The organism is Gordonia sp. DT101, assembly GCF_049844895.1.
GTDB lineage: Bacteria > Actinomycetota > Actinomycetes > Mycobacteriales > Mycobacteriaceae > Gordonia.
Map to the genome: position 1 here is coordinate 69,875 of NZ_JBNCLX010000008.1, position 20,842 is coordinate 90,716.

Here is a 20,842-nt window from a genome sequence, read left to right on the forward strand (position 1 = left end):
CGCCCGTGTCCGTTATGTACCAATTTCGTTGCGCACAGGGGAGCCCGCCATGGAGCAGTATTCCACCCCGTCGAACCTTTCCATCGAGGACAAGGCGACGACCGTCGACAGCATTCTCCGGTACCGATCGGAGCGCCCGACGATGCCGTTGTTCCGGAAGCGGTCCGGGAATCAGTGGGTGAATGTGACGGCGAAACAGTTTGCCGACGAGGTCGACGCGGTGGCCAAGGGCCTCATCGCCTCCGGGATCAAGCCGGGCGAACGCGTCGCGATCCTGTCGTCCACCCGCTACGAGTGGACCGTCCTGGATTATGCGATCTGGCGCTCGGGGGCCACGACGGTGGCGATCTACGAGACGTCCGCGCCGGATCAGGTGAAGTGGATTCTCGAGGACTCGGGGACGTCGATGTTGTTCATCGAGCAGCACGCCCACCAGACCAAGCACATCCGCGTCATCGAAGAAGCTCCCGAGCTACGGGAGACCCTCATCATCGACGACCACGCACTGGCGACGATCACCAAGCGCGGCGCCAAGATCGGCGACGCGGAACTCGACACCCGCCACGCCAACGCGCTCTCCTCGGACGCGGCGACCCTGATCTACACCTCCGGCACCACCGGCAGGCCGAAGGGTGTGGTCCTGACCCACGCCAACTTCCTGGCCGAGTGCGAAGCCACCCGCGACGCCGTCGGCGCCGGCCTGGTCGAGGGCAAGTCGACGCTGTTGTTTCTCCCGCTGGCGCATGTGTTCGCCCGAGTCGTCGCGGTCGGTTGCGTGGAGAACGGGGTCGTCCTCGGTCACACCAACGACATCCCGAACCTCATCGACGACCTCGGCAAGTTCAATCCGAACTACGTGTTGTCGGTGCCGAGGGTCTTCGAGAAGGTCTACAACTCCGCCAAGCAGAAGGCATACGACGGCGGCAAGGGCAAGATCTTCGACCGCGCGGCCGAGACGGCGATCGAATACAGCAAGGCGATGGAGAACGGTGGCGCCGGCCTCGGCCTGAAGCTCAAGCACGCGCTGTTCGACCGCTTGGTGTACGGCAAGCTGCGCGACGCGCTCGGCGGCCAGTGCGAGGGCGCGATCTCCGGCGGAGCACCACTCGGTGCGCGACTCGGACACTTCTTCCGCGGCGTCGGCATCCCTGTGTACGAGGGCTACGGGCTGTCCGAGACCACCGCGGCCGTGACCGCCAACAACGAGGAGCATCAGCGTGTCGGCTCCGTCGGTCGCCCGGTTCCCGGCGTGACGGTGGGGATCGCCGACGACGGCGAGGTGCTGCTGAACGGTCCCGTGGTCTTCGGCGGCTATTGGAAGAATGCCAAGGCGACCGAGGAGTCCATCGTCGACGGCTGGTTCCACACCGGCGACATCGGTCATCTCGACGACGGCTTCCTGTTCATCACCGGACGCAAGAAGGAACTGATCGTCACAGCCGGTGGCAAGAACGTCTCGCCGGCCCAGCTCGAGGACACCATCCGGGCACATCCGATGGTCAGCCAGTGCCTCGTGGTCGGCGACAACAAGCCGTTCATCGCCGCACTGATCACCATCGACCCGGAAGCGATCCCGGGATGGCTCGAGCGTCACCACCTGCCGGCCGACACGTCGCCCGCCGAGCTCGCCGAGAACGAGACGCTGCACGCCGAGATCGACGCCGCGGTCAAAGATGCGAACGGGAAGGTGTCGAAGGCCGAGGCGATCAAGAAGTTCACCATCCTGGACACCGACTTCACCATCGAGTCCGGTGAGCTGACGCCGACGATGAAGTTGAAGCGCAACGTGATCCACGACGCGCAGAAACGCGCCATCGCCGACCTCTACACCTGATCGCCCACCCGGACGGGACGACACCCGTCGGGTTCGGCGACCGGCGCCCGGCTCCCCTCTTCGGGAGCCGGGCGTTCCCGTCGGGTGGGGTGACCACGGTCGCCGTGGCGTCCCCGGACGATCGACAACGTAAGGTGTCACCCGATGAATCGAGATCTCGCCATCGACGCGACGCGGGGGCTCGCGATCTGGAGCATGATCTCGCTGCACTTTGCCGCCGGCACGCTCATCGCCGCACCCACCCACGCATACCCGTACGTGGACGGGATGTCGGCGTTCGTATTGCTATCGGGAATGGTGCTGGGGCTGGTCTACCGGCGCTGGATCGAACGCATCTCGTTGCGCTTCGCCTACTGGCGACTCACCAAGCGACTGGCGGTCCTCTACGTATGCCAGCTGACGATCGCGCTGATCGCGGTCGCGGCGGCCATCGAGGGCCATCGCTGGCTGACCCTGCTGCTCCCGATCGACGGTTGGGGCCAAGGACTGGGCCTGGCATTGCAGATGCGATACCTACCGAGCGGCGGGAACATCCTGTTGCTCTACATGGTGCTGATGGCATCGGCCTATGTCCTCTTCCCCATGTTGATGCGGGGATGGTGGCCGGTCGTCCTCGGGGGTTCGATTGCCCTGTACGTGGTCTCGCTGATGTTCTCGCCCGACTGGCTCTACCTGACGGCGACCATGGCGGCGCCGCGAATCCAGAACTGGGCGGCGTGGCAGATCATGTTCGTCCCGGCGGTGGTGGTCGGTTGGAAGTGGCGGGATTGGCGGGTGCCCGAGTTCATCGATCGGTGGCTCCCCGTGATCGTGGCGGTCGCGATCGGTGTCGCGCTGATCCTGCATTTCGTGGTCGATGCGGGTCCGTGGATACGATTCGAGCCGGCGATCGCCGACAAGTTGGATTTCCGACCCGCCCGTGCGATCGGCGCGTGGCTCGTGGTCCCGGCGATCTACGGGATCTTCCGCGTGTTACTGCGTTGGTGGCACAAGGATTGGCTGCGGCCCCTCGTGATGACCGGCACCCGCAGCCTCGACTCCTATGTGTTGCAGGCGATCGCGCTCGTGCTCATACCGATACATGTGGCCCACCGACCGTGGGAATCGGTGACGACCACCTGCGTGGTCCTCACTGTTTTCGGCCTCTGCTGGGCGTGGTCGGAGTTCCGGAGTGCCTGCCACATCGACAAACTCCACCGGCTGCCGGTCATTCTCGCGCGGCGGATCGAACGACGCAGCCATCAGGCACTTCCATCCACTGTGGCGGCACAACCCGCCGAGACCGTCGGAGCTGCATCATGACGTCGTCAGAATCATCCCACCGGCAACCACTGGGCGCCGTCGGCGACCACACGCTGTGTGTCCACGCCGGCAACACGGAGGGCTCGTCGGGCGCCATCCGGACGCCGATCACCATGGCGAACTCCTATCGCCTGCCCGACGACCCGTCCACGATGAACTGGTCCGCGACCGACCGGCTGTTCTACACCCGCAACTCGGGCGCCAACCAGATCGCGTTGCAGGAGAAGCTCGCGGCGCTCGACCACGGTGAGGATGCCGTCGCTCTCGCTTCCGGTGTCGCGGCCCTGCACGCGATCTTCTTCACCCACGTCGCGGCCGGTGATCACGTCGTGGTGTCGGACACCACCTACGAGGCGACCTGGAAGCTCTGGTCGTCGTTGTTACCCCGCAAGTACGGGATCGAGGCCACCTTCGTCGACGTCACCGACCTCGACGCCGTACGCGCGGCAGTGCGCCCCACCACCCGCTTGCTGATCACCGAGGCCGTCGCCAACCCGACGACGAAGGTCGCCGACATCGCGGCCCTCGCCGACATCGCTCACGGCGCCGATGCACTGCTGGTGGTGGACTCGACGTTCACCCCACCACCGCTCTACCGCCCCATCACCGATGGCGCCGACCTCGTGGCCCACTCGCTCACGAAGTACATCAACGGACACGGAGACGCGATGGGCGGTGCGGTCATCGGGCGGACAGATCTCGTCGAACCGATCAAGGCGGAGGCGATGGTCGATGTGGGCGGGGTGATCTCACCGTTCAACGCGTGGCTCATCTCACGCGGATCGATAACCCTCCCGTTGCGACTGGCCCAGCATCAATCGAATGCGCAGCGATTGGCCGGGTTTCTCGAGGCGGACGAGCGGATCGCGTTCGTCGCCTATCCCGGCCTGGAATCGCACCCGCAACACGAGCTCGCCACACGACAATTCGGCGGCCGCGGCTTCGGCGGGATGATGGCGTTCGCGGTGAACGGCAGTCCCGACGCGCAGAATCGTTTCGTTTCCCACCTGCGGGTGATCACCTCGGCGGTCTCCCTCGGCCACGACGAGTCGTTGATCGTGCACGTCGGCACCGACGGTCCCCGGGTGGCCGCCTACCCGGCCGACTTCCGGCGATGGGGACATCTCCGGTTCTCGGTCGGCCTCGAGGATCACGCCGACCTCGAATCGGACCTCCGCGCCGCATTGGACGCGACCTTCGGTTGACACCGACCTCGGCGTGAGAACAGCTGCCGCACAACGTGAATGTGACCGAGACCTGCCTCAGGTCGCCTCGTAGAGAATCCCCCGCCCGACCGCTTCACGCACGACCGGCAACGCCGCCTCGGCGAGCGCTCCCTCGTCCACTCCGTGAAAGCCGGCGAGCAGGTCGATCAGCGTGCCGAGCGGCACCTGCCCCCGACATCCCGCGAGCAGCGCTCGCGACACCTCGTCGACCCCGAGCAGGGCACCCGGCCCGCCTGGCCGGCGCACCGCCGCCGAGATCTGCTGCCAGCCTTCTTCTCCGGGCAGTGACTGCTCCTCCAGGAAGATCGGCGCGGTCGACAACCGGGCGCTGAGCAGATGCGCGTCAGACGTGGTCCGGAGGTAGTGACGCCGGGCCAGGAATGCCTGGGCTTCGGTTCCCGTCACCTCCTCCCCCGCCCCGGTGATCTCCTCGATGACCAGGTCGGGCTCTCCGACCTCCCCCTCGATCCGGCGGCGCATCGTGATGAGTCCCATGCCGATGCCGGCGATCCCGGAGTCGGCGAACCAGTCGAGCCACTGCGCGCCGCGTTCGGCGACGGTGTCGGATGACTCTCCCGCGTCGGACAACCAGAGCGAGATGTAGCTGACCGGGTCGGCCAGCTCGCGTTGGACGACCCAGGCATCCAGTCCTGTTCGAGCCAGCCAGCCGCGCACCCGGTCCCGCCAGTCCGCGTCCGTCGGCACGATCCAGTTGGCCAGGATCTGCGCCGTGCCACCGGGATTCAGGTGGTCGGGGATCTGCCTGATCAGGTCGGCGCACAGTGCGTCGCCGATCATGCCGGAATCACGATAGACGTAATCCTGGGCGCCGGCGCCGACGACGAACGGCGGGTTGGAGACGATCAGGTCGAACCGCTCACCCGCCACCGGCTCGAACAGGCTGCCGGACCGTAGCTCCCAGCGCATCCCGTTGAGTCGTGCGGTTGCTCCGGCGAGAGCGAGAGCGCGCTCGTTGGTATCAGTCGCCACGATCTCGTCACAGTGGGTGCCGAGATGCAGGGACTGGATGCCACAACCGGTCCCGATGTCGAGCGCGCGGCGCACCGGCGTGCGGATCACCGCGCGCGCCAACGACACCGACGCGCCACCGATGCCGAGCACATGTTCACGGTCGACCGGTCCCGACCTCATCACCGCATCCTGGTCCGACACGACCAGGTACTCGCGGACGTCGTCGGCGTGCGGCCGGATGTCGAGCGTCGCGCGGATCATCTCGGCGCCGAACCGGGCGATCACACCGTTGACGATCAGCGCACCCACCCCGGCCGTTGGAAATGCCTGAGCAACCGCTGTTTCCGACTCATCGGAACCGAGGAGGAAGAGCCTGATCACCGTGGCGAGTCGAGACGAGTCCTCCTGCGCCCGACGGGTGGCGTGCAGCGCAGGCCACCAGATCCCCCGGCCGAGCGCCTCGTTCGCCTCGTCACCCAGCAGCTCGGCCACACCGTCGGCACTGTAGCCCGCGGATCGCAGGTCGGCACCGAGCGCATCGACCACCGCGTCGTCGGCCAGCGGTTGTGCGGCGCTCATCCGACCTTCCGATACTTCTTGTGCATCGCCTGTTTCGAGACCCCGAGCAAGGTGCCGATCTCGGCCCACGACAGGCCCGCATGGCGCGCACGGCGCACCGCAACTTCTTCCTCGCGGGCGATGTCGCGGCGGACCGCGGCAATCCGCGTCAGCTCCTCGATCGGCGTATCGCCGTCGTCGCTGTCGATGCCGGTCTTCATCCCTCCAGGGTGCCGACCACATGGCGATTCGTCAACCCAGGTTGACACGCTCCACCGCACAGTCAAATGTCCCACAACCATGTTGTGCACAACAAACAATGCGCTAGTGTCGTATGGGTGACCTCCGTCCGCCTCGACGACCAGCTCTGCTTCGCGCTCTACACCGCATCCCGTGCGGTGATCGCGGCGCAGCGCCCCGGCCTCCGTGAACTCGGACTCACTTATCCGCAATACCTCGCGATGCTCGTGCTGTGGGAAGAAGACGAGATCTCGGTCGGCCGACTGTGCCGGCGCCTCCACCTCGACTCCGGAACGGTGTCACCACTGGTCCGACGACTCGAGACGTTGGGCCATGTCACCCGCCGCAGGTCAGACGACGACGAGCGATCGGTCACCGTGGCCCTCACTCCCGAGGGGGTCGCGCTGGGCGGGCACGCGGATTGCGTCTACGAATCCCTCGCGTCGGCGATCGTCGATGTTGCGGAGGAGGATTTCGGCGCAGACGAATCCGGCGCAGACGAATCCGGCGCAGGCGAATCGGAAGCTCAAGAATCGGGCGCCGACGTCTCGTTCGACCCTGCGGCACTCATCGCACTCCGCACCACCCTGCACGAACTCACCGACGAGTTGCGCCGACACCTCGACGCGCCCGCATCACCGAAAGGAATCGAATCATGAAGGCGATCTACACGGCAGAGGCACTGGCGACCGGCGACGGTCGCAACGGTCATGCCCGGACCTCCGACGGCAAGCTCGACTTCGACCTCGACATGCCGAAGGAACTCGGCGGCTCCGGGGTGGGCACGAACCCCGAGCAGCTCTTCGCCGCCGGATATGCCGCCTGCTTCCACAGCGCCCTGCGACTCGTGGCCGGCCAGGAAGGTGGGGACGTGACCGATTCTGCTGTCGGAGCACGGGTTTCGCTCGGTTCGACCGAATCGGGCGGATTCGGGCTCGCGGTCGAACTCGAGGTGTCACTCCCGTCGGCCGATCACGCAACAGCGAAGTCGCTGGTCGAGAAGGCTCACGAGGTATGCCCGTACTCCAATGCGACGCGCGGCAACATCGACGTCACACTCTCGCTCGCCGATGACTGACACGCACCGCGTCGCCGGTCTGACGTTGGGCGCGGTCCTCGCCACCGCGGGCATCGGGCACATGACGTTCCAACGTGAGGAGTTCCAGGCCCAGGTGCCGGACTTCGTCCCGCTCGGCGCAGATGCCACGGTGCTCGCCTCCGGTGTCGCCGAGGTCGGACTCGGGCTCGGGCTCATCGGACTGCCGAAACAGCGTCGCGCGCTGGGCGCGCTGGCCGCGGCGTTCTTCGTCGCGGTGTTCCCTGGCAATATCCATCAGTACCGGAACAAGATCGATGCGTTCGGTCTCGACTCGGATCGCAAACGTCTCATCCGGCTGTTCGGCCAGCCCGCGCTCGTCGCCCTGGCCCTGTACGCCCGCGGCTGAAATTACACGGCAGCACCCTGCTCGAAGGTCAGCGGGGTGCCGCCGTCGTCCGTCTGACCACCAGTTCTGGCGTGTGCCGATAGACCCGCCGCGGGGCGGCGAGTCTGTCCATGCGCTGGATGAGGAACTTCGCCGCCTGCGCACCGACGGTGAAGTTCCCGTTGTCGATGGAGGTCAGCGAGATGTGCCGCAGGCCGGCCAACTGCGTATTGTCGTAGCCGAGGAGCGCCAGGTCACGGGGCACCGAGATGCCTCGGTCATCGGCCGCGGACATCGCACCCAGGCACGTCATGTCGTTGAAGCCGAAGATCGCGGTGGGCGGCGCAGCGGAGTCGAGTAGTCGCGCGGCCGCCGCATGTCCGCCGTCCTCGGTCATGCCGCCGTACTCCACCATCACGGATTCGACCGCCGCATCCGACTCGGCGATGGTCTCCTCGAATCCCCGCCGACGGAGGGTCCCGACCACGCCCGGCCCCTGGATGTGCGCAAGTCGGCGATGCCCCAGCGCGAGAAGGTGTTCGGTGGCCAGCCGCGCGCCGACGAGATCGTCGTCGACCGAGATGTCCACGGTCGGCAGATCCGGCTCGAGGGTGCCGGCGAGCACCACCGGAATCGACTGCGCCGCCCGCTCGACATCCACGCGTGCGTCGGTCGTACCCACCACCACCAGACCGTCCACCTGCCGGGACAGCAATGTCTCCACGGTGTCGCGACCGACCTGGTGATCAAGTCGACTGTCCACCAGGATCGGCGCGACATCCACCGCGTCCAACGTCGTCGCCAGGCCTTCGATCAGACTGACGTACCACGGGTTCCGCAGGTCGTTGATCACCACACCGACGGTGCCGCTACGAGCCTCCGACAGACCTCGCGCGATGGAGTTCGGCCGGTAGCCGAGTTCGGCCATCGCCGCGCGCACCCGCTCCCGACGTTCTTCGCTGACATTCGGCTCGTCGCGCACCACCCGCGAGACCACGGACTTCGACACGCCCGCGTGAGCGGCAACGTCGCGGATCGTCGCAGCTCGTCGACCGCCGACGACGGCAGCACCGCCATCGGGATTCACTTCGTCAACACTCACAGTCGTTCATCCTATTGCCCTGGTGATCTGCACCACGTATGGTGACTGGGACCGGTCCCATAGTGTCCCACTGTCCCACGGTTCGCCGGTTTCCGACAGAAGGAGCGCGCGCGAATGGTCCGCATGGCGCTGATCGGCGCAGGGTTCATCGGCTCGGTTCATGCCGAGAACCTCGCCGCCCATTCAGGTGTCGAGTTCGTCGGCGTCTACGACGTCGACACCGCGCGCTCCACCGACCTTGCTACCCGGAACCTCACTCGGGCAATTGATCTCGATGCGGCTTTCGCCTCCTCGGAGGTCGACGCGGTGTTGATCGCCTCGTCGACCGACACGCATGCCGATCACCTCCGACGCGCCGCGGAGTCCGGACTGGCCGTTCTCTGCGAGAAGCCGATCGATCTCGATCTGCAGCACGCGATCGACGCCGTCGGCGAGGTGGGGGCCGCCGGGAGCCCGATGATGGTCGACTTCAACCGACGCTTCGACCGCGACTACGCACAACTCCATCATGCGGTGCGCGCGGGCGAGATAGGCACCGTCGAACTCGTCCAGATGACCACCCGAGGTCCGGCCCTGCCGCCGTTGGACTACGTCGCGGTCTCCGGCGGTCAGATGCGGGATCAGACCGTGCACTTCTTCGACCTCGCGCGTTGGATCACCGGCGAGGACCCCGAGTCGGTGTTCGCCACGGGCTCCGTGTTCACCGATCCCGGCCTGACCGATCTCGGCGACGTCGACACCTCGGTCGTGATCCTCCGGATACCCAGTGGCGCACTCGTTCAGATCGACAGCGTGCGTCGCATCGGTTACGGGTACGACGAGCGTATCGAGGTGCTGGGCTCCGACGGGATGATCGAGGCAGGTCGGCAGCGCGTCGGGTCGGTCACCCGCTATCGCGCCGGGAGCCTGGTCACCGACGGCATGCATCCTGGATGGTTCGGGCGGGTCGCCCCGACCTATCGCAGCGCGCTCGACCACTTCGTGTCCGCGGTCGACTCCGGCACCCCGATCGGCCCCACGCTGCCCGAGGCACTCAAGGCCCAGGCGATCGCCGAGGCCGCCACCAGGTCTCTGCGCTCGGGCGTACCCGAGACCATCTCGTATCCGGCACTCTCTGCCACCAGTATCTGAACACCCGAAGGGACAACATCAGTGAGCAACATCATCGTCGGTTCTGCACCTGACTCATGGGGCGTCTGGTTCCCCGAGGATCCCCAGCAGACCCCGTACACCCGATTCCTGGACGAGGTGGCCGCATCCGGTTACGAGTGGATCGAACTCGGACCGTTCGGCTATCTGCCGACCGATCCGGAACAACTCCTCGACGAACTCGGCGAGCGGGGCCTGAGACTGTCCGCGGGCACCGTCTTCGAGCACCTCCATCAAGACGACTCGTGGGATGCCGTGTGGTCTCAGATCGAGGACGTCGCCAAGCTCACCGCAGCCGTGGGCGGCAAGCATGTGGTGGTGATCCCGGAGATGTGGCGTGACCCGGCGACCGGTGTGGTCCTCGAGGACCGCCACCTCACCGACGACCAATGGCTCGCCAAGACCCGGGGCATGAACGAGCTCGGCAAGGCCATGTTCGAGAAGTACGGCGTGCGCGCCCAATATCACCCGCACGCGGACAGCCACGTGGACACCGAGGAGAACATCTATCGGTTCCTCGAGAACACCGACGGCGAGTTCGTCAATCTGTGCCTCGACACCGGGCACGTGAGCTACTGCGGCGGCGACAATCTGGCCATCATCCGCAAGCACCCCGAGCGCCTCGGCTATCTACACCTCAAGCAGGTCGACGAGGCCGTGCGCGCGAAGGTCGCCGCCGACGACCTTCCGTTCGGTGAGGCGGTCCGTCTCGGCGCGATGACCGAACCTCCGCGCGGCATCCCGGAGATGCCGCCGCTGCTCGACGCCGTCGCCGACCTGGACATCGACATCTTCGCGATCGTCGAACAGGACATGTACCCGTGCGCCCCCGACGCCCCGCTGCCGATCGCCCAGCGCACCGCGCGCTACCTCGGTTCCTGTGGCGTGCCTGCCGTCCGTTTCAGCTGACGCCTGACACCCCACCGAGGAAGGTCCCGACATGAAGGTCGCGCTCGACCCCACCCCGTTCCACCACAGCCACTCGCTGCTCGAATTGCCCGGCGTCGTGGCCGATCTCGGCTACGAGTACCTCCAGCTGACGCCGCACGCGGACATGATCCCGTTCTTCAACCACCCCAAGGCCGACGACGACCTCGTCGCGAAGTTTCGCAAGGCCTGCACGGACGCCGGCGTCGGCATCGCGTCGGTGCTACCGGTCCTGCGCTGGTCCGGCCCCGACGAGGACGCCCGCGAAGCCGCTGTCCGCTACTGGAAGCGGGCCATCCAGATCACCATCGATCTGGGCGTCAACGTGATGAACACCGAGTTCTCCGGCCGCCCCGAGAACGCCGAGGAATCCGAGCGCGCCTTCTACCGCTCGATGGAGCAACTGGTGCCGATCATCGAGCGTGAGGGCATCGACGTACGGATCGACCCGCACCCCGACGACTTCGTCGAGGACGGCCTGGCCGCGATCCGGATGATCCGCGGGATCAATTCGAAGAACTTCGGCCTCGTCTATGTGGCCTGCCATTCCTTTCACATGGGTGACAACACGGCCGAGATCATGACCACCGCCGGCGACATGCTGCGATTGGTGCACGTCGCCGACACCATGGATCACCATGCGTCACATGGCCTTCGGTACATCACCAATCCGCCCGGCAACGCGGTCCGGGTGCACCAGCACCTGAAGATCGGTGACGGTGACGTGAACTGGGAGGAGTTCTTCGGCACGCTCGGCGAGATCGGTTTCTACGACCGTGACGACGCCGTCATGGTGTCCAGTGTCTTCGCCGAGAACGAGAACGCGAGCGACGTCTCGCGGTATCAGCTGGCGACCATGACCGACTACGTCGACAAGTACCGGAACTGACGTGCCGGGGCACCTGCCGGCACCCCGAACGCTCGACCCGTCGACGGCGCCCTCACTGCGCTGGGGAATCATGGGACCGGGCTGGATCGCACAGCGGTTCGTCGGGGCGCTGCACAAGCACACCGGTCAGCGGGTCATAGCGGTCGGATCTCGATCTGCCGATCGTGCCGACGAGTTCGCCAGGCGCATGGGCATTCCCACCGCACACGCCGGTTACGAAGCGCTCCTCGGCGATCCGGATGTCGACATCGTCTACGTCAGTACGCCGCATCCGCAGCATCATCGATGTGCGCTGGACGCGATCGCGGCCGGCAAGCACGTCCTCATCGAGAAGCCTGCCGGGATCAACGTCGCCCAGGCGCGCGAGGTCTTCGCGGTCGCCCACGCGGCCGGCGTGTTCGCGGGCGAGGCGATGTGGACGAGGTTCCTGCCGAAGTTCGATGTGATCCGCCAACTCCTGGACGACGGGACACTGGGGACACTGCGCACCGTGGCCGCCGATCACGGCGAGTACTTCACCACCGCCCACCGGATCTACGATCCGGCGCTCGCGGGCGGCCCGATGCTGGACCTGGGCACCTACCCGGTGGCCTTCGCCCAGTGGGTCCTCGGTGAGGTGCATACCGTGTCGGCGATCGGCGTAGCCGCGAATCACGAACTCAACGGCCAGATCTCGGTCACCCTGGGCCATCGTGACGGCGGCCAGTCCTTCGTCTCGACGACGATCCTGGCCGACACGCCGACCACCGCATCCGTCGCCGGTGAGGACGGGTACCTGGAGCTAGCCGGGCCGTTCTACCAGCCGGGGCCGTTCCGGCTGGTGCCGCGGGCCGGTGAACCGCTGGTCCATGAGGAGGAGTCGGCATCCCATGAGGACGGGCTGCACTTCTCGGCCGCCGATGCGGCGCGACGGATCGTCGACGGCGCCATCGACTCCGCCATCCATCCGTCCGCGGACGTGGTCGCGACCCTCGGGGTGATGGACCGCATCCGTGCAGAGATCGGGATCGTGTTCCCGGGCGAATGAGGGCCATGCCCGTCGTCGCCGAGCGGGCACAGTTTCCCGCCCATCGGGCACAGTTTCCCGCCAATCGGACGCAGGTACCCGTCGCAGCGCTGTATGCAGGCGGACTTGTCGATCGGGCACCCCCTGTGCGTACCGTGGGGTATGTCCACATGGTTGATCGTCGCAATCCTGGTCACCGTCTGGGTGACGATTGCCGTCGTCGTGGCACTCATCGTGGGCCGCATGCTCCGCCTGCGAGACGTCAACGAGAAGCACGACGAGCATCAGGAAAGGACGTCCGACGATACGAGGCGCCAGGACCGTCGCTGAGTGGTGCGCGAGGCGGGACTTGAACCCGCACGTCCTGAGACACTGGAACCTAAATCCAGCGCGTCTGCCAATTCCGCCACTCGCGCGTGTCGCCGGCCACACCGGCGCCTGCGTCAGAGTACCGCCCGTGAACCGATCATCGCTGGCCAGGTACCGTCGACGGTATGGAATCGGGCTCCTCCACCCCCAGGCGCCGGCATCGTCCGGCACTCATCGTCCTGGTGATCGTCGCGGCACTGGCGTGTCTCGCGCTGGCGTGGTGGCAGTGGGACCGGTACGAGTCCGCGTCGGGCACCGCCCAGAATCTCGGATACGCCCTGCAGTGGCCGGCGTTCGCCGTCGCCGTGATCTGGGCCTATCGGCGTTTCGTTGTCCTGGAAAGTGATCCGGAGGAGAAGGCCAAGATCGCGCCCGGCGCCAAGGGGGCGATCGAGATCCCCGCGGGCCTGCTGCCCGAGCGGCCCACCACTTCGAGTGCGTCATCGCTGTCGTCCGCGCCGTCGGAATACGACGATTCCGCGCTGGCCGAGTACAACGCATACCTGACCGAACTCGGTCGGTCAGACGAATCTCTGTCGAGCAGTGAGGAACATCGCAGGTGACCGAAACAACCAGTACCACCACCGGCACACCCGTGGAGAAGGTCCGGCCTGCGTTGCTGCGCTACCGCGTCCTCGCCTGGATCACGGGCCTGTGGTTGCTCCTGCTGGTCGCCGAGCTGATCCTCAAGTACGGATTCGGTGTCGACGCGCTCGACTTCGTGCCGATCGTGCACGGTTGGGTCTACTTCGTCTATCTGATCGTCACCATCGATTTGGCGATCAAGGTGCGCTGGCCGCTCGGCAAGATCGTCATCACCGCGATCGCGGGCACCATTCCGTTCCTGTCCTTCTACTTCGAGCACATCCGTACGAAGGACGTGAAGGCGCAGTACGGCCTCTGACGCTCAAGGCGGGCGCTGTGCGCCCGATCGACGAACTTCTGCGCCCGTTCGGCGAGGTGTTCACCCGCTGATCGGCGGCTCGTGAGGCAACAGTCGGTAGGGTTTCACCCCGGTCCGACCTCATTGAGCGGGTGCGCATCGTGCAGCTCGCCAACTTCTACGGAGCCCGGTCGGGTGGACTGCGCACCGCGATCGACCGCTGGGGCGCCGGGTACGTGGCAGACGGTCATGAGGTGATCCTGGTGGTTCCCGGCGTCGACGATCACACCGAGACCCTGCCAAGCGGGGTCCAACGGATCTCGGTGAGCGCGCCGCGACTGCCGTTCTCAGGCGGCTACCGTGTCGCATCGGCCAGACGCGTCGCCGACATCCTCGGCCATCTCGGGCCCGACGCGCTCGAGGTATCGGATCGCCTCACCCTTCGCGGTTTCGGCCGATGGGCGCGCCGGCGCGACATCCACTCGACGATGGTGTCGCACGAACGGCTCGACCGACTCCTCGCGATGACCATGCCCAACCCGTTGGCGCGCGCACTCGCCGACGAGGCGAACCGAAGAACCGCCGACTCCTTCGACACGGTGGTGTGCACCACCGACTTCGCAGCCGCCGAGTTCGCCCGCATCGGCGCGGCCAACATCGAGCACGCGCCCCTCGGCGTCGACCTCGACGTGTTCGACCCACGCCACGCCGATCCCGCCGTCGGCGCCCGGTTCGCCGACCACACGACCACGTTGATCACCCACTGCGGGCGCCTGTCCCCCGAGAAGCGGGCCGACCGCAGCATCGCGGCGATCGGGCGATTGCACAAGTCACGCCGCAAGGTACATCTGGTGGTCGCCGGCGACGGACCCCGCCGACCCGCCCTGCAGCGCGCAGCACGCGACCTACCGGTCACGTTCCTCGGTCACGTCGCCGACCGCGGTGAGGTCGCCGCACTGCTCGCCACCACCGAGATCTCTCTGGCCCCGGGTCCGCATGAGACCTTCTGCCTGTCGGCGCTCGAGTCCCTGGCCTCGGGGACCCCGGTGGTCGCCTCCACGTCGTCGGCGGTGGCCGGCATGGTCGACGCGAGTTGTGGTGCGCTGGCTACCAATTCGCCCGCCGCATTCGCCGACGCCATCGAGGAGGTGCTCGCCCTGCCGCGGCCGGACCGGGAATCGGCTGCCCGACGTCGGGCGTCGGGGTACCGATGGCCCGACTCGATCGCCCGCATGCTGGCCGTCCACCGAGGAGGATGACGTGACCGGTACTCTCTCAGCCTCCGGCGAGGACCCGGAGCGCGGGAACCAGCAGCGCCAGCGCCTTGCCACGGTGACTGAGCGCATCCTTCTCCGCTCCGGACAGCTCGGCCGATGAACGGCCTTGAGCAACGTCGTCGTCCGGCACGAACAACGGGTCGTAGCCGAAACCGTTGTCCCCGCGCGGCGCGCGCAGCATCGTGCCCCGCCATTCACCGAACGCGACGGCCTCTCTACCCGACGGCTCGACCAGGGCACACGCCGACACGAACGCCGCACCGCGCCGATCGTCGGGAACGTCGTGGATCTGCGCCAGGAGAAGATCGTTGTTGGCTTGGTCGTCGCCATGACGACCGCACCAGCGCGCCGACAGGACGCCCGGCATCCCGTTCAACGCATCCACTGCGAGGCCGGAATCGTCCGCGAGACAAGCCAACCCGGTTGCGCGTGCACCGGCCACGGCCTTGATCAGCGCATTCTCCTCGAATGTTGCGCCGGTTTCGGGTTCTTCCGGGTACTCGGGCACGGCGTCGAGACCGACCACGTCGATCCCGATGACCCCGGCGGCATCCAATACGCGCCGTAACTCGCCCAGCTTCTTGGCGTTGCGGCTGGCCACGAGGACGGTCGTCATTGCTTCGAACCGGGCAGCTCGCCCGGGTACGGCTGCGCCATGACTTCGCGTTGCGCCGCGAAGAGCTGCTCTGTCCCGAGCGTCGCCACGTCGAGCAGTTTGTCCAGGGTGGCGCGCGGGAATGTGGCGCCCTCACCCGTCCCCTGCACCTCCACGAGGGTGCCGGCGTCGGTGGCGACCACATTCATGTCGACCTCGGCGCGCGAATCCTCTTCGTAGGGAAGGTCGAGCCGGACACGACCATCGACGACACCCACACTGACCGCCGCGATCATGCACGACAACGGCTGCGGATCGCTGAGCCGCCCGGCGGCACCGAGCCACGTGACGGCGTCGGCGAGAGCCACGTAGGCGCCGGTGATCGCTGCGGTGCGGGTCCCGCCGTCGGCCTGCAGCACGTCGCAGTCGATGGCGATGGTGTTCTCGCCCAGCGCCGCCAGATCGATGCAGGCCCGCAACGACCGTCCGACGAGCCGGCTGATCTCATGGGTACGTCCGCCGACCTTGCCCTTCACCGATTCGCGGCGGGAACGTTCGTGCGTCGACGACGGCAGCATCGCGTACTCGGCGGTGAGCCAGCCCAGACCCGAACCACGACGCCAGGGCGGCACGCCGTCGGTCACGCTGGCCGTGCACATCACGCGGGTCTGGCCGAACTCGACGAGCACGGAGCCCGCCGGATGGCTCGTGAATCCGCGGGTGAAGGTGATCGGTCGCAGTTCGTCGTCGGTCCTGCCATCAGCTCGTGTCGTCACGATCCCAACTGTAACTACCCGTCTGACGGGTGATCGACCGGCCTGCCGGGCGTTGGCAGGCCTCAGGGAACGAGATCGAAAACCTGTCCGGGCCGCACCAGGTCGACCGGTCCGGAGAAGGTCGAGCGCGCCTCGCTCAGGATGGCCTCCGCGTCGAACCACGGGGCGAGATGCGTCAACGCCAGCGACCGCACCCCCGCCTTGGTGGCGATCTGACCGGCCTCGTACCCCGAGAGATGCAAGTTGGGCGGTCGCTCGTCCGGTGCATGGGTCCAGGTCGCCTCACACAGGAAGATGTCGGCGCCGGCCGCCACGTCGACCACCTCGTCGCACATCGCGGTGTCGCCGCTGTAAGCGATCACCTGCCCGTCGGGCCCGGTGAGACGCATTCCGAAGGTCTCGGGCGGATGGTTGACCTTCGTCGGGACGATCTCCACACCGTCCAGCATTTCGGGAACACCGTCCTGCCACTCGACGATGTCGAAGGTGTCCGAGATGTCGTCGATGTCGCCGGGGATCTCTGCGGACGCCGCACCCACCCGCAACGCGGTACCGGGCGGGCCGTACAGCCAGGCCCGGCAGGGCGCTGGGCACGGCGCATAACGTCGCCACACCAGCATCGCGGGCAGGTCGAGGCAGTGGTCGGCGTGCAGATGGCTGAGGACGACGTCCACCTCGACGGGGTCGACCACCTTCTGCAATTCGCCGAGCACACCGGGACCGCAGTCGATGAGCACCGGACGACGGCCTTCGGTCGACAGCAGATATCCGGAGCAGGCGGCGCCGGGGCCGCCCACACTTCCGGAACATCCGAGGACCGTCAGACGCATATGCCCTACTGTGCCACGCCGTCGTCGGATAGCGATCAGGTACGGGTCACAACTGGCCAACGACTGTTCACAGGAGCGATGCGGCGATCACAGATGCTGTACCTGACCGATCGCCGGACCGAGAAAACGGCTGGACAGGCGGGCGAAGAACTCGGGGTCGCCCGTCGACCGGAACTCCCGGACGGCGTCACGGTCGGAGTGAGGGTGCAGATGATCGCGCTCCGTCAGCACCCGAAAGAGGTCCTTGGCCGTCTCCTCCGCACTGGACACCAGGGTGACCTGATCACCCATCGCCAGTTGGATGACGCCGGACAGCAACGGATAGTGCGTACACCCCAGGACGACCGTGTCGACGTCGGCCTCCTGCAAGGGTTCGAGGTAGCCCTGCGCCAGACCGAGGATCTGCCGGCCGCTGGTGATACCCCGTTCGACGAAGTCGACGAACCGCGGACAGGCCACCGCCGTGATCTCCGCGTCCCGGGCCGCGGCGAACGAATCCTGGTAGGCGCGTGAGGCGATGGTCGCCTCGGTGCCGATCACGCCGATACGTCCGGTCTTGGTCGCCACCACCGCGCGGCGGACTGCAGGGAGGATCACCTCGACCACCGGGATCGGCGCATAACGCTCCCGGGCGTCGCGCAGACACGCTGCCGAGGCCGTATTACAGGCGATCACAATCGCTTTCACGCCCCGTTCGGCGAGATCATCGCCGATGGTCAGGGCGTGTCGTCGGATGTCAGGTATGGCGAGCGGGCCGTACGGACCGTTGGCGGTGTCACCGATGTAGATGACGTCCTCGTCGGGGAGGAGGTCGATGATCGCGCGCGCCACCGTCAATCCGCCCACGCCGGAGTCGAAGATGCCGATGGGGGCCGTCGGGTCACCCAGCCCGGCTGCGACGTGAGCGCGCCCGTCGCCGTTGTTGTTCGCCGCTATGACGACACCCCCGGGAACTGGGGTGTGCCGGGCTTGACCTTGCGACGACGGTCCCGGTCGGCGAGGAACCAGGCGGCGAGCACCCCTCCGAGCGCACCGAAGAGGTGCCCTTGCCAGGAGACGCCCGGATTGCCCGGCAGCACACCCCACAGGATCGATCCGTAGACCAGGAACAGGACGGCTCCGGCCAGTATCTGCCACATGTCCCTGGTGAACAGTCCACGGATGAGCAGGTATGTCAGCCAGCCGAAGATGATCCCGGACGCACCTACGGTCGCCGTGTACGCCGGTCCGAACAGCCACACGCCCATCCCGGACACCACCCAGACGATCAGCGTGACGAGGACGAAGCGCCTCGTCAGCAACAAGAGGAATCCGAGGATGAGCCCGGGGATGAGATTCCCGATGAGGTGCGCCCAGTCGACATGCAGAAACGGCGCCCAGAGGATGCCGTCGAGGCCGTCGACCTGACGCGGCACGATACCGGCGTCGTCGAGCCGGTAATCGGTGGCCGCATCGATCGCCTCGATCACGAACAGCAGCACGGCGATCGCGGCCATGATCAGCGCCGAGCGCTGCCAGAGGGGCCGCGGCGTGGGCCGTGCGGGTGCCGGATTGGCTGTCATCTGGGTCCTCGTCGGTGGTGGTCTCGATACGTCGACTCGCTCCGCTCGCCGACTACTCGACCAGCAGTTGGGGCCGGTCGGCCGTCCGCTCGCCGACACTCGACCAGCAGTTGGGGCCGGTCGGCCGTCCGCTCGCCGACACTCGACCAGCTGCTGGGGCCGGTCGACTCCAGACCAGCGCAGGTCATGCCCAGAGCTGACCTTCGAGCGCCTGCTCTGCCTGCTCCAGGCTACCTTCGTACGCTCCGGTGCTCAGATACTTCCACCCGGCATCGGGGATGACCAGGCCGATGTCGGCGCGTTGGCCGTTCTTCATCGCACCCCGGCCGACTCCGCGTGCGGCCTGCAGGATCGCCCCGGTGGAGATACCCGCGAAGATCCCCTCGGCGTCGATGAGCTCGCGCACCCGGGCGACCGCGTCGACGCCCTGGACGGAGAACCGACGGGTCAGCACCGAGTCGTCGTAGAGCTCGGGCACAAAACCTTCGTCGATGTTGCGCAGCCCGTAGACCTCGTCGCCGTAACGCGGCTCGGCGGCGACGATCTCGATCTCGGGGTTCTGCTCACGCAGGTAGCGGCCGACACCCATGAGGGTCCCCGTGGTGCCGAGCCCCGCCACGAAGTGCGTGATCTCCGGCAGGTCCGCGAACAGCTCCGGTCCGGTTCCCTCGTAGTGGGCGAGCATGTTGGCCTCGTTGCCGTACTGGTACAGCATCACCCAGTCGGGATGTTCGGCGGCAAGATCTTTCGCCATCGCGACCGCCGTGTTGGAGCCACCGGCCGCCGGCGACGAGATGACTTGCGCACCAAACATCTTCAACAGCGACCGGCGTTCCTCCGAGGTGTTCTCGGGCATCACGCAGATCAGCTGATAACCCTTCAGCCTGGCGGCCATCGCCAGCGAGATCCCAGTGTTGCCGCTGGTCGGTTCGAGGATCGTCGATCCGGGTGACAACAACCCGTCACGCTCGGCCTGCTCGATCATCCGCAACGCGGGACGGTCCTTGATGGAACCGGTCGGATTACGATCCTCGAGTTTGGCCCACAGGCGCACATGCGGACCGTCGGCCGTCTCGTCCCAACGCGGTGAGAGTCGCCGTAGCCCGATCAGGGGTGTGTGCCCCACCGAGTCGATGAGCGACGTGTAGCGAGCCACCGAGATCTATCCGCCCGCGACGGCGGGCAGGATCGTCACGTCGTCACCGTCGCCGATCGTCGTGTCGAGACCGCCGGAGAACCGCACGTCCTCGTCGTTGACATAGACGTTGACGAAGCGATGCAGCTTGCCGTCGGCGACGAGTCGTTCCTTGATCCCCGGGTTGGCCGACTCGAGATTGTCGATGACCTCCGAGAGGGTCGCGCCGGACGCCTCGACGCGCTTCTCACCACCCGTGTGTGCACGCAGGATGGTCGGGATGGACACGGTTACCGCCATAGGTCAGCTCCTGATCTCTATCGGCTCTTCGGTCACCACACCATCGACGATGCGATAGCTGCGGATCTCCGCGTTGTCGGCGTCCCGGGTGGACACCAGCACGTAGTGGGCATTCGGTTCACTCGCATACGAGATGTCGGTGCGACTCGGGTAGGCCTCGGTCCCGGTGTGCGAGTGGTAGATCACCACCGGCTCCTCGTCGAGGCGATCCATCTCCCGCCACACCTTCAACTGCTCGCCCGAATCGAATCGGTAGAAGGTCGGCGAGCGCTCCGCGTTGACCATCGCGACAAACCGATCGGGTCGATCCGACCCCTCGGGCCCGGCGATGATCCCGCACGCCTCGTCCGGGTGGTCGGCACGAGCGTGCGCGACCATCGCATCGACCAATTCCTGACCGATCGTCAGCACTTCGTCCCACCTCTCGTCACGCTCGGCGACAACGTCGGTCCGGTTGTCGCTATTCCGGACCCGCACCTGCCCCAG

At 66.7% G+C, this 20,842-nt stretch carries 25 protein-coding genes and 1 tRNA gene; 14 read left to right on the forward strand and 12 right to left on the reverse strand.

The window, feature by feature from the left end; translation table 11 throughout:
• The first annotated feature begins 49 nt into the window (after positions 1–49).
• The 3 genes from ACLQ3I_RS21975 (at position 50) to ACLQ3I_RS21985 (ending at position 4,341) form a co-directional block, all read left to right on the forward strand.
• Positions 50–1,834, forward strand: coding sequence for an AMP-dependent synthetase/ligase (locus ACLQ3I_RS21975; RefSeq protein ID WP_425793538.1), 1,785 nt, complete (start codon positions 50–52; stop codon positions 1,832–1,834).
• 144 nt (positions 1,835–1,978) lie between these two features.
• Positions 1,979–3,136 carry an OpgC domain-containing protein gene (opgC, locus tag ACLQ3I_RS21980; RefSeq protein ID WP_425804791.1) on the forward strand — a complete coding sequence of 386 codons (1,158 nt, stop codon included), beginning with the start codon at positions 1,979–1,981 and terminating at the stop codon, positions 3,134–3,136.
• Positions 3,133–4,341 (forward strand): trans-sulfuration enzyme family protein, encoded by a 1,209-nt coding sequence (locus ACLQ3I_RS21985; protein ID WP_425793536.1) that lies wholly within the window; start codon positions 3,133–3,135, stop codon positions 4,339–4,341. The genes opgC and ACLQ3I_RS21985 overlap by 4 nt, the downstream gene beginning before the upstream one ends.
• Before the next feature lie 57 nt (positions 4,342–4,398).
• Here ACLQ3I_RS21985 and ACLQ3I_RS21990 read toward each other — a convergent pair whose 3' ends face one another.
• The gene (locus ACLQ3I_RS21990) at positions 4,399–5,913 is read right to left on the reverse strand and encodes a DUF7059 domain-containing protein (RefSeq protein ID WP_425793535.1); all 1,515 of its coding nucleotides are present in this window, start codon (positions 5,911–5,913) and stop codon (positions 4,399–4,401) included.
• Positions 5,910–6,113, reverse strand: coding sequence for a hypothetical protein (locus ACLQ3I_RS21995; protein WP_425793534.1), 204 nt, complete (start codon positions 6,111–6,113; stop codon positions 5,910–5,912). The genes ACLQ3I_RS21990 and ACLQ3I_RS21995 overlap by 4 nt, the downstream gene beginning before the upstream one ends.
• A gap of 117 nt (positions 6,114–6,230) precedes the next feature.
• Between ACLQ3I_RS21995 and ACLQ3I_RS22000 the strand changes: the two genes are divergently transcribed.
• Genes ACLQ3I_RS22000 through ACLQ3I_RS22010 form a run of 3 tightly spaced genes read left to right on the forward strand, consistent with a single transcriptional unit; the run spans position 6,231 to position 7,577 of the window.
• On the forward strand, positions 6,231–6,791 hold the full coding sequence (locus ACLQ3I_RS22000; RefSeq protein ID WP_425804794.1) for a MarR family winged helix-turn-helix transcriptional regulator: 561 nt from the start codon (positions 6,231–6,233) through the stop codon (positions 6,789–6,791).
• Entirely contained in the window at positions 6,788–7,210 is a 423-nt protein-coding gene (locus ACLQ3I_RS22005; RefSeq protein ID WP_425793532.1) for an organic hydroperoxide resistance protein, read from the forward strand. The genes ACLQ3I_RS22000 and ACLQ3I_RS22005 overlap by 4 nt, the downstream gene beginning before the upstream one ends.
• On the forward strand, positions 7,203–7,577 hold the full coding sequence (locus ACLQ3I_RS22010) for a DoxX family protein (protein WP_425793531.1): 375 nt from the start codon (positions 7,203–7,205) through the stop codon (positions 7,575–7,577). The genes ACLQ3I_RS22005 and ACLQ3I_RS22010 overlap by 8 nt, the downstream gene beginning before the upstream one ends.
• Before the next feature lie 28 nt (positions 7,578–7,605).
• Here ACLQ3I_RS22010 and ACLQ3I_RS22015 read toward each other — a convergent pair whose 3' ends face one another.
• Entirely contained in the window at positions 7,606–8,658 is a 1,053-nt protein-coding gene (locus ACLQ3I_RS22015; RefSeq protein WP_425804796.1) for a LacI family DNA-binding transcriptional regulator, read from the reverse strand.
• Between the two features lie 114 nt (positions 8,659–8,772).
• Between ACLQ3I_RS22015 and ACLQ3I_RS22020 the strand changes: the two genes are divergently transcribed.
• The 5 genes from ACLQ3I_RS22020 to ACLQ3I_RS22040 all read left to right on the forward strand — a co-directional run bounded on the left by ACLQ3I_RS22020 (position 8,773) and on the right by ACLQ3I_RS22040 (position 12,959).
• The gene (locus tag ACLQ3I_RS22020) at positions 8,773–9,789 is read left to right on the forward strand and encodes a Gfo/Idh/MocA family protein (protein ID WP_425793528.1); all 1,017 of its coding nucleotides are present in this window, start codon (positions 8,773–8,775) and stop codon (positions 9,787–9,789) included.
• A 21-nt stretch (positions 9,790–9,810) separates the two neighbouring features.
• Complete coding sequence (locus ACLQ3I_RS22025; protein WP_425793527.1) at positions 9,811–10,716, forward strand: sugar phosphate isomerase/epimerase family protein; 906 nt, start codon at positions 9,811–9,813, stop codon at positions 10,714–10,716.
• A gap of 31 nt (positions 10,717–10,747) precedes the next feature.
• Positions 10,748–11,623 carry a sugar phosphate isomerase/epimerase family protein gene (locus ACLQ3I_RS22030; protein ID WP_425793526.1) on the forward strand — a complete coding sequence of 292 codons (876 nt, stop codon included), beginning with the start codon at positions 10,748–10,750 and terminating at the stop codon, positions 11,621–11,623.
• Position 11,624: 1 nt separating this feature from the next.
• Positions 11,625–12,650, forward strand: coding sequence for a Gfo/Idh/MocA family protein (locus ACLQ3I_RS22035; protein WP_425793525.1), 1,026 nt, complete (start codon positions 11,625–11,627; stop codon positions 12,648–12,650).
• A gap of 141 nt (positions 12,651–12,791) precedes the next feature.
• Positions 12,792–12,959 (forward strand): hypothetical protein, encoded by a 168-nt coding sequence (locus tag ACLQ3I_RS22040; protein WP_425793523.1) that lies wholly within the window; start codon positions 12,792–12,794, stop codon positions 12,957–12,959.
• Position 12,960: 1 nt separating this feature from the next.
• Here ACLQ3I_RS22040 and ACLQ3I_RS22045 read toward each other — a convergent pair.
• A tRNA-Leu gene (locus tag ACLQ3I_RS22045) sits at positions 12,961–13,045 on the reverse strand.
• Positions 13,046–13,123: 78 nt separating this feature from the next.
• Between ACLQ3I_RS22045 and ACLQ3I_RS22050 the strand changes: the two genes are divergently transcribed.
• From ACLQ3I_RS22050 to ACLQ3I_RS22060, 3 genes are all read left to right on the forward strand, one after another.
• Positions 13,124–13,561, forward strand: coding sequence for a transcriptional regulator (locus ACLQ3I_RS22050; protein WP_425804799.1), 438 nt, complete (start codon positions 13,124–13,126; stop codon positions 13,559–13,561).
• On the forward strand, positions 13,558–13,902 hold the full coding sequence (locus ACLQ3I_RS22055; RefSeq protein WP_425793521.1) for a DUF3817 domain-containing protein: 345 nt from the start codon (positions 13,558–13,560) through the stop codon (positions 13,900–13,902). Before ACLQ3I_RS22050 ends, ACLQ3I_RS22055 begins: the two co-directional genes overlap by 4 nt.
• Positions 13,903–14,033: 131 nt before the next feature.
• Entirely contained in the window at positions 14,034–15,140 is a 1,107-nt protein-coding gene (locus ACLQ3I_RS22060; protein WP_425804801.1) for a glycosyltransferase, read from the forward strand.
• Positions 15,141–15,156: 16 nt separating this feature from the next.
• Here the strand turns inward: ACLQ3I_RS22060 and ACLQ3I_RS22065 are convergent, their stop codons facing one another.
• The 8 genes from ACLQ3I_RS22065 to ACLQ3I_RS22100 all read right to left on the reverse strand — a co-directional run bounded on the left by ACLQ3I_RS22065 (position 15,157) and on the right by ACLQ3I_RS22100 (position 20,767).
• Positions 15,157–15,774, reverse strand: coding sequence for a non-canonical purine NTP pyrophosphatase (locus ACLQ3I_RS22065; protein WP_425804803.1), 618 nt, complete (start codon positions 15,772–15,774; stop codon positions 15,157–15,159).
• Complete coding sequence (rph, locus tag ACLQ3I_RS22070; RefSeq protein ID WP_425793518.1) at positions 15,771–16,529, reverse strand: ribonuclease PH; 759 nt, start codon at positions 16,527–16,529, stop codon at positions 15,771–15,773. The genes ACLQ3I_RS22065 and rph overlap by 4 nt, the downstream gene beginning before the upstream one ends.
• A gap of 62 nt (positions 16,530–16,591) precedes the next feature.
• A complete protein-coding gene (locus ACLQ3I_RS22075) occupies positions 16,592–17,359 on the reverse strand; it encodes a cyclic nucleotide-degrading phosphodiesterase (RefSeq protein WP_425793517.1) in 768 nt (255 codons plus the stop codon).
• 87 nt (positions 17,360–17,446) lie between these two features.
• Positions 17,447–18,247 (reverse strand): glutamate racemase, encoded by an 801-nt coding sequence (gene murI / locus ACLQ3I_RS22080; RefSeq protein WP_267631625.1) that lies wholly within the window; start codon positions 18,245–18,247, stop codon positions 17,447–17,449.
• Positions 18,248–18,291: 44 nt separating this feature from the next.
• Positions 18,292–18,921, reverse strand: coding sequence for a rhomboid family intramembrane serine protease (locus tag ACLQ3I_RS22085; protein ID WP_425804805.1), 630 nt, complete (start codon positions 18,919–18,921; stop codon positions 18,292–18,294).
• Between the two features lie 184 nt (positions 18,922–19,105).
• Positions 19,106–20,077 carry a PLP-dependent cysteine synthase family protein gene (locus ACLQ3I_RS22090; protein ID WP_425793514.1) on the reverse strand — a complete coding sequence of 324 codons (972 nt, stop codon included), beginning with the start codon at positions 20,075–20,077 and terminating at the stop codon, positions 19,106–19,108.
• A 6-nt stretch (positions 20,078–20,083) separates the two neighbouring features.
• Positions 20,084–20,356 carry a MoaD/ThiS family protein gene (locus ACLQ3I_RS22095; RefSeq protein ID WP_425804808.1) on the reverse strand — a complete coding sequence of 91 codons (273 nt, stop codon included), beginning with the start codon at positions 20,354–20,356 and terminating at the stop codon, positions 20,084–20,086.
• 3 nt (positions 20,357–20,359) lie between these two features.
• The gene (locus tag ACLQ3I_RS22100) at positions 20,360–20,767 is read right to left on the reverse strand and encodes a Mov34/MPN/PAD-1 family protein (RefSeq protein ID WP_425793990.1); all 408 of its coding nucleotides are present in this window, start codon (positions 20,765–20,767) and stop codon (positions 20,360–20,362) included.
• Positions 20,768–20,842 lie beyond the last annotated feature (75 nt).

Coding starts and splice junctions, on each gene's coding strand:
- ACLQ3I_RS22040 (WP_425793523.1), top strand. CDS start 12,792: ATGTCCACATGGTTGATCGTCGCAATCCTGGTCACCGTCTGGGTGACG.
- opgC (WP_425804791.1), top strand. CDS start 1,979: ATGAATCGAGATCTCGCCATCGACGCGACGCGGGGGCTCGCGATCTGG.
- ACLQ3I_RS21975 (WP_425793538.1), top strand. CDS start 50: ATGGAGCAGTATTCCACCCCGTCGAACCTTTCCATCGAGGACAAGGCG.
- ACLQ3I_RS22030 (WP_425793526.1), top strand. CDS start 10,748: ATGAAGGTCGCGCTCGACCCCACCCCGTTCCACCACAGCCACTCGCTG.
- ACLQ3I_RS22075 (WP_425793517.1), bottom strand. CDS start 17,359: ATGCGTCTGACGGTCCTCGGATGTTCCGGAAGTGTGGGCGGCCCCGGC.
- ACLQ3I_RS22050 (WP_425804799.1), top strand. CDS start 13,124: ATGGAATCGGGCTCCTCCACCCCCAGGCGCCGGCATCGTCCGGCACTC.
- ACLQ3I_RS22085 (WP_425804805.1), bottom strand. CDS start 18,921: ATGACAGCCAATCCGGCACCCGCACGGCCCACGCCGCGGCCCCTCTGG.
- ACLQ3I_RS22065 (WP_425804803.1), bottom strand. CDS start 15,774: ATGACGACCGTCCTCGTGGCCAGCCGCAACGCCAAGAAGCTGGGCGAG.
- ACLQ3I_RS21995 (WP_425793534.1), bottom strand. CDS start 6,113: ATGAAGACCGGCATCGACAGCGACGACGGCGATACGCCGATCGAGGAG.
- ACLQ3I_RS22010 (WP_425793531.1), top strand. CDS start 7,203: ATGACTGACACGCACCGCGTCGCCGGTCTGACGTTGGGCGCGGTCCTC.
- ACLQ3I_RS21990 (WP_425793535.1), bottom strand. CDS start 5,913: ATGAGCGCCGCACAACCGCTGGCCGACGACGCGGTGGTCGATGCGCTC.
- ACLQ3I_RS22020 (WP_425793528.1), top strand. CDS start 8,773: ATGGTCCGCATGGCGCTGATCGGCGCAGGGTTCATCGGCTCGGTTCAT.
- ACLQ3I_RS21985 (WP_425793536.1), top strand. CDS start 3,133: ATGACGTCGTCAGAATCATCCCACCGGCAACCACTGGGCGCCGTCGGC.
- ACLQ3I_RS22095 (WP_425804808.1), bottom strand. CDS start 20,356: ATGGCGGTAACCGTGTCCATCCCGACCATCCTGCGTGCACACACGGGT.
- ACLQ3I_RS22005 (WP_425793532.1), top strand. CDS start 6,788: ATGAAGGCGATCTACACGGCAGAGGCACTGGCGACCGGCGACGGTCGC.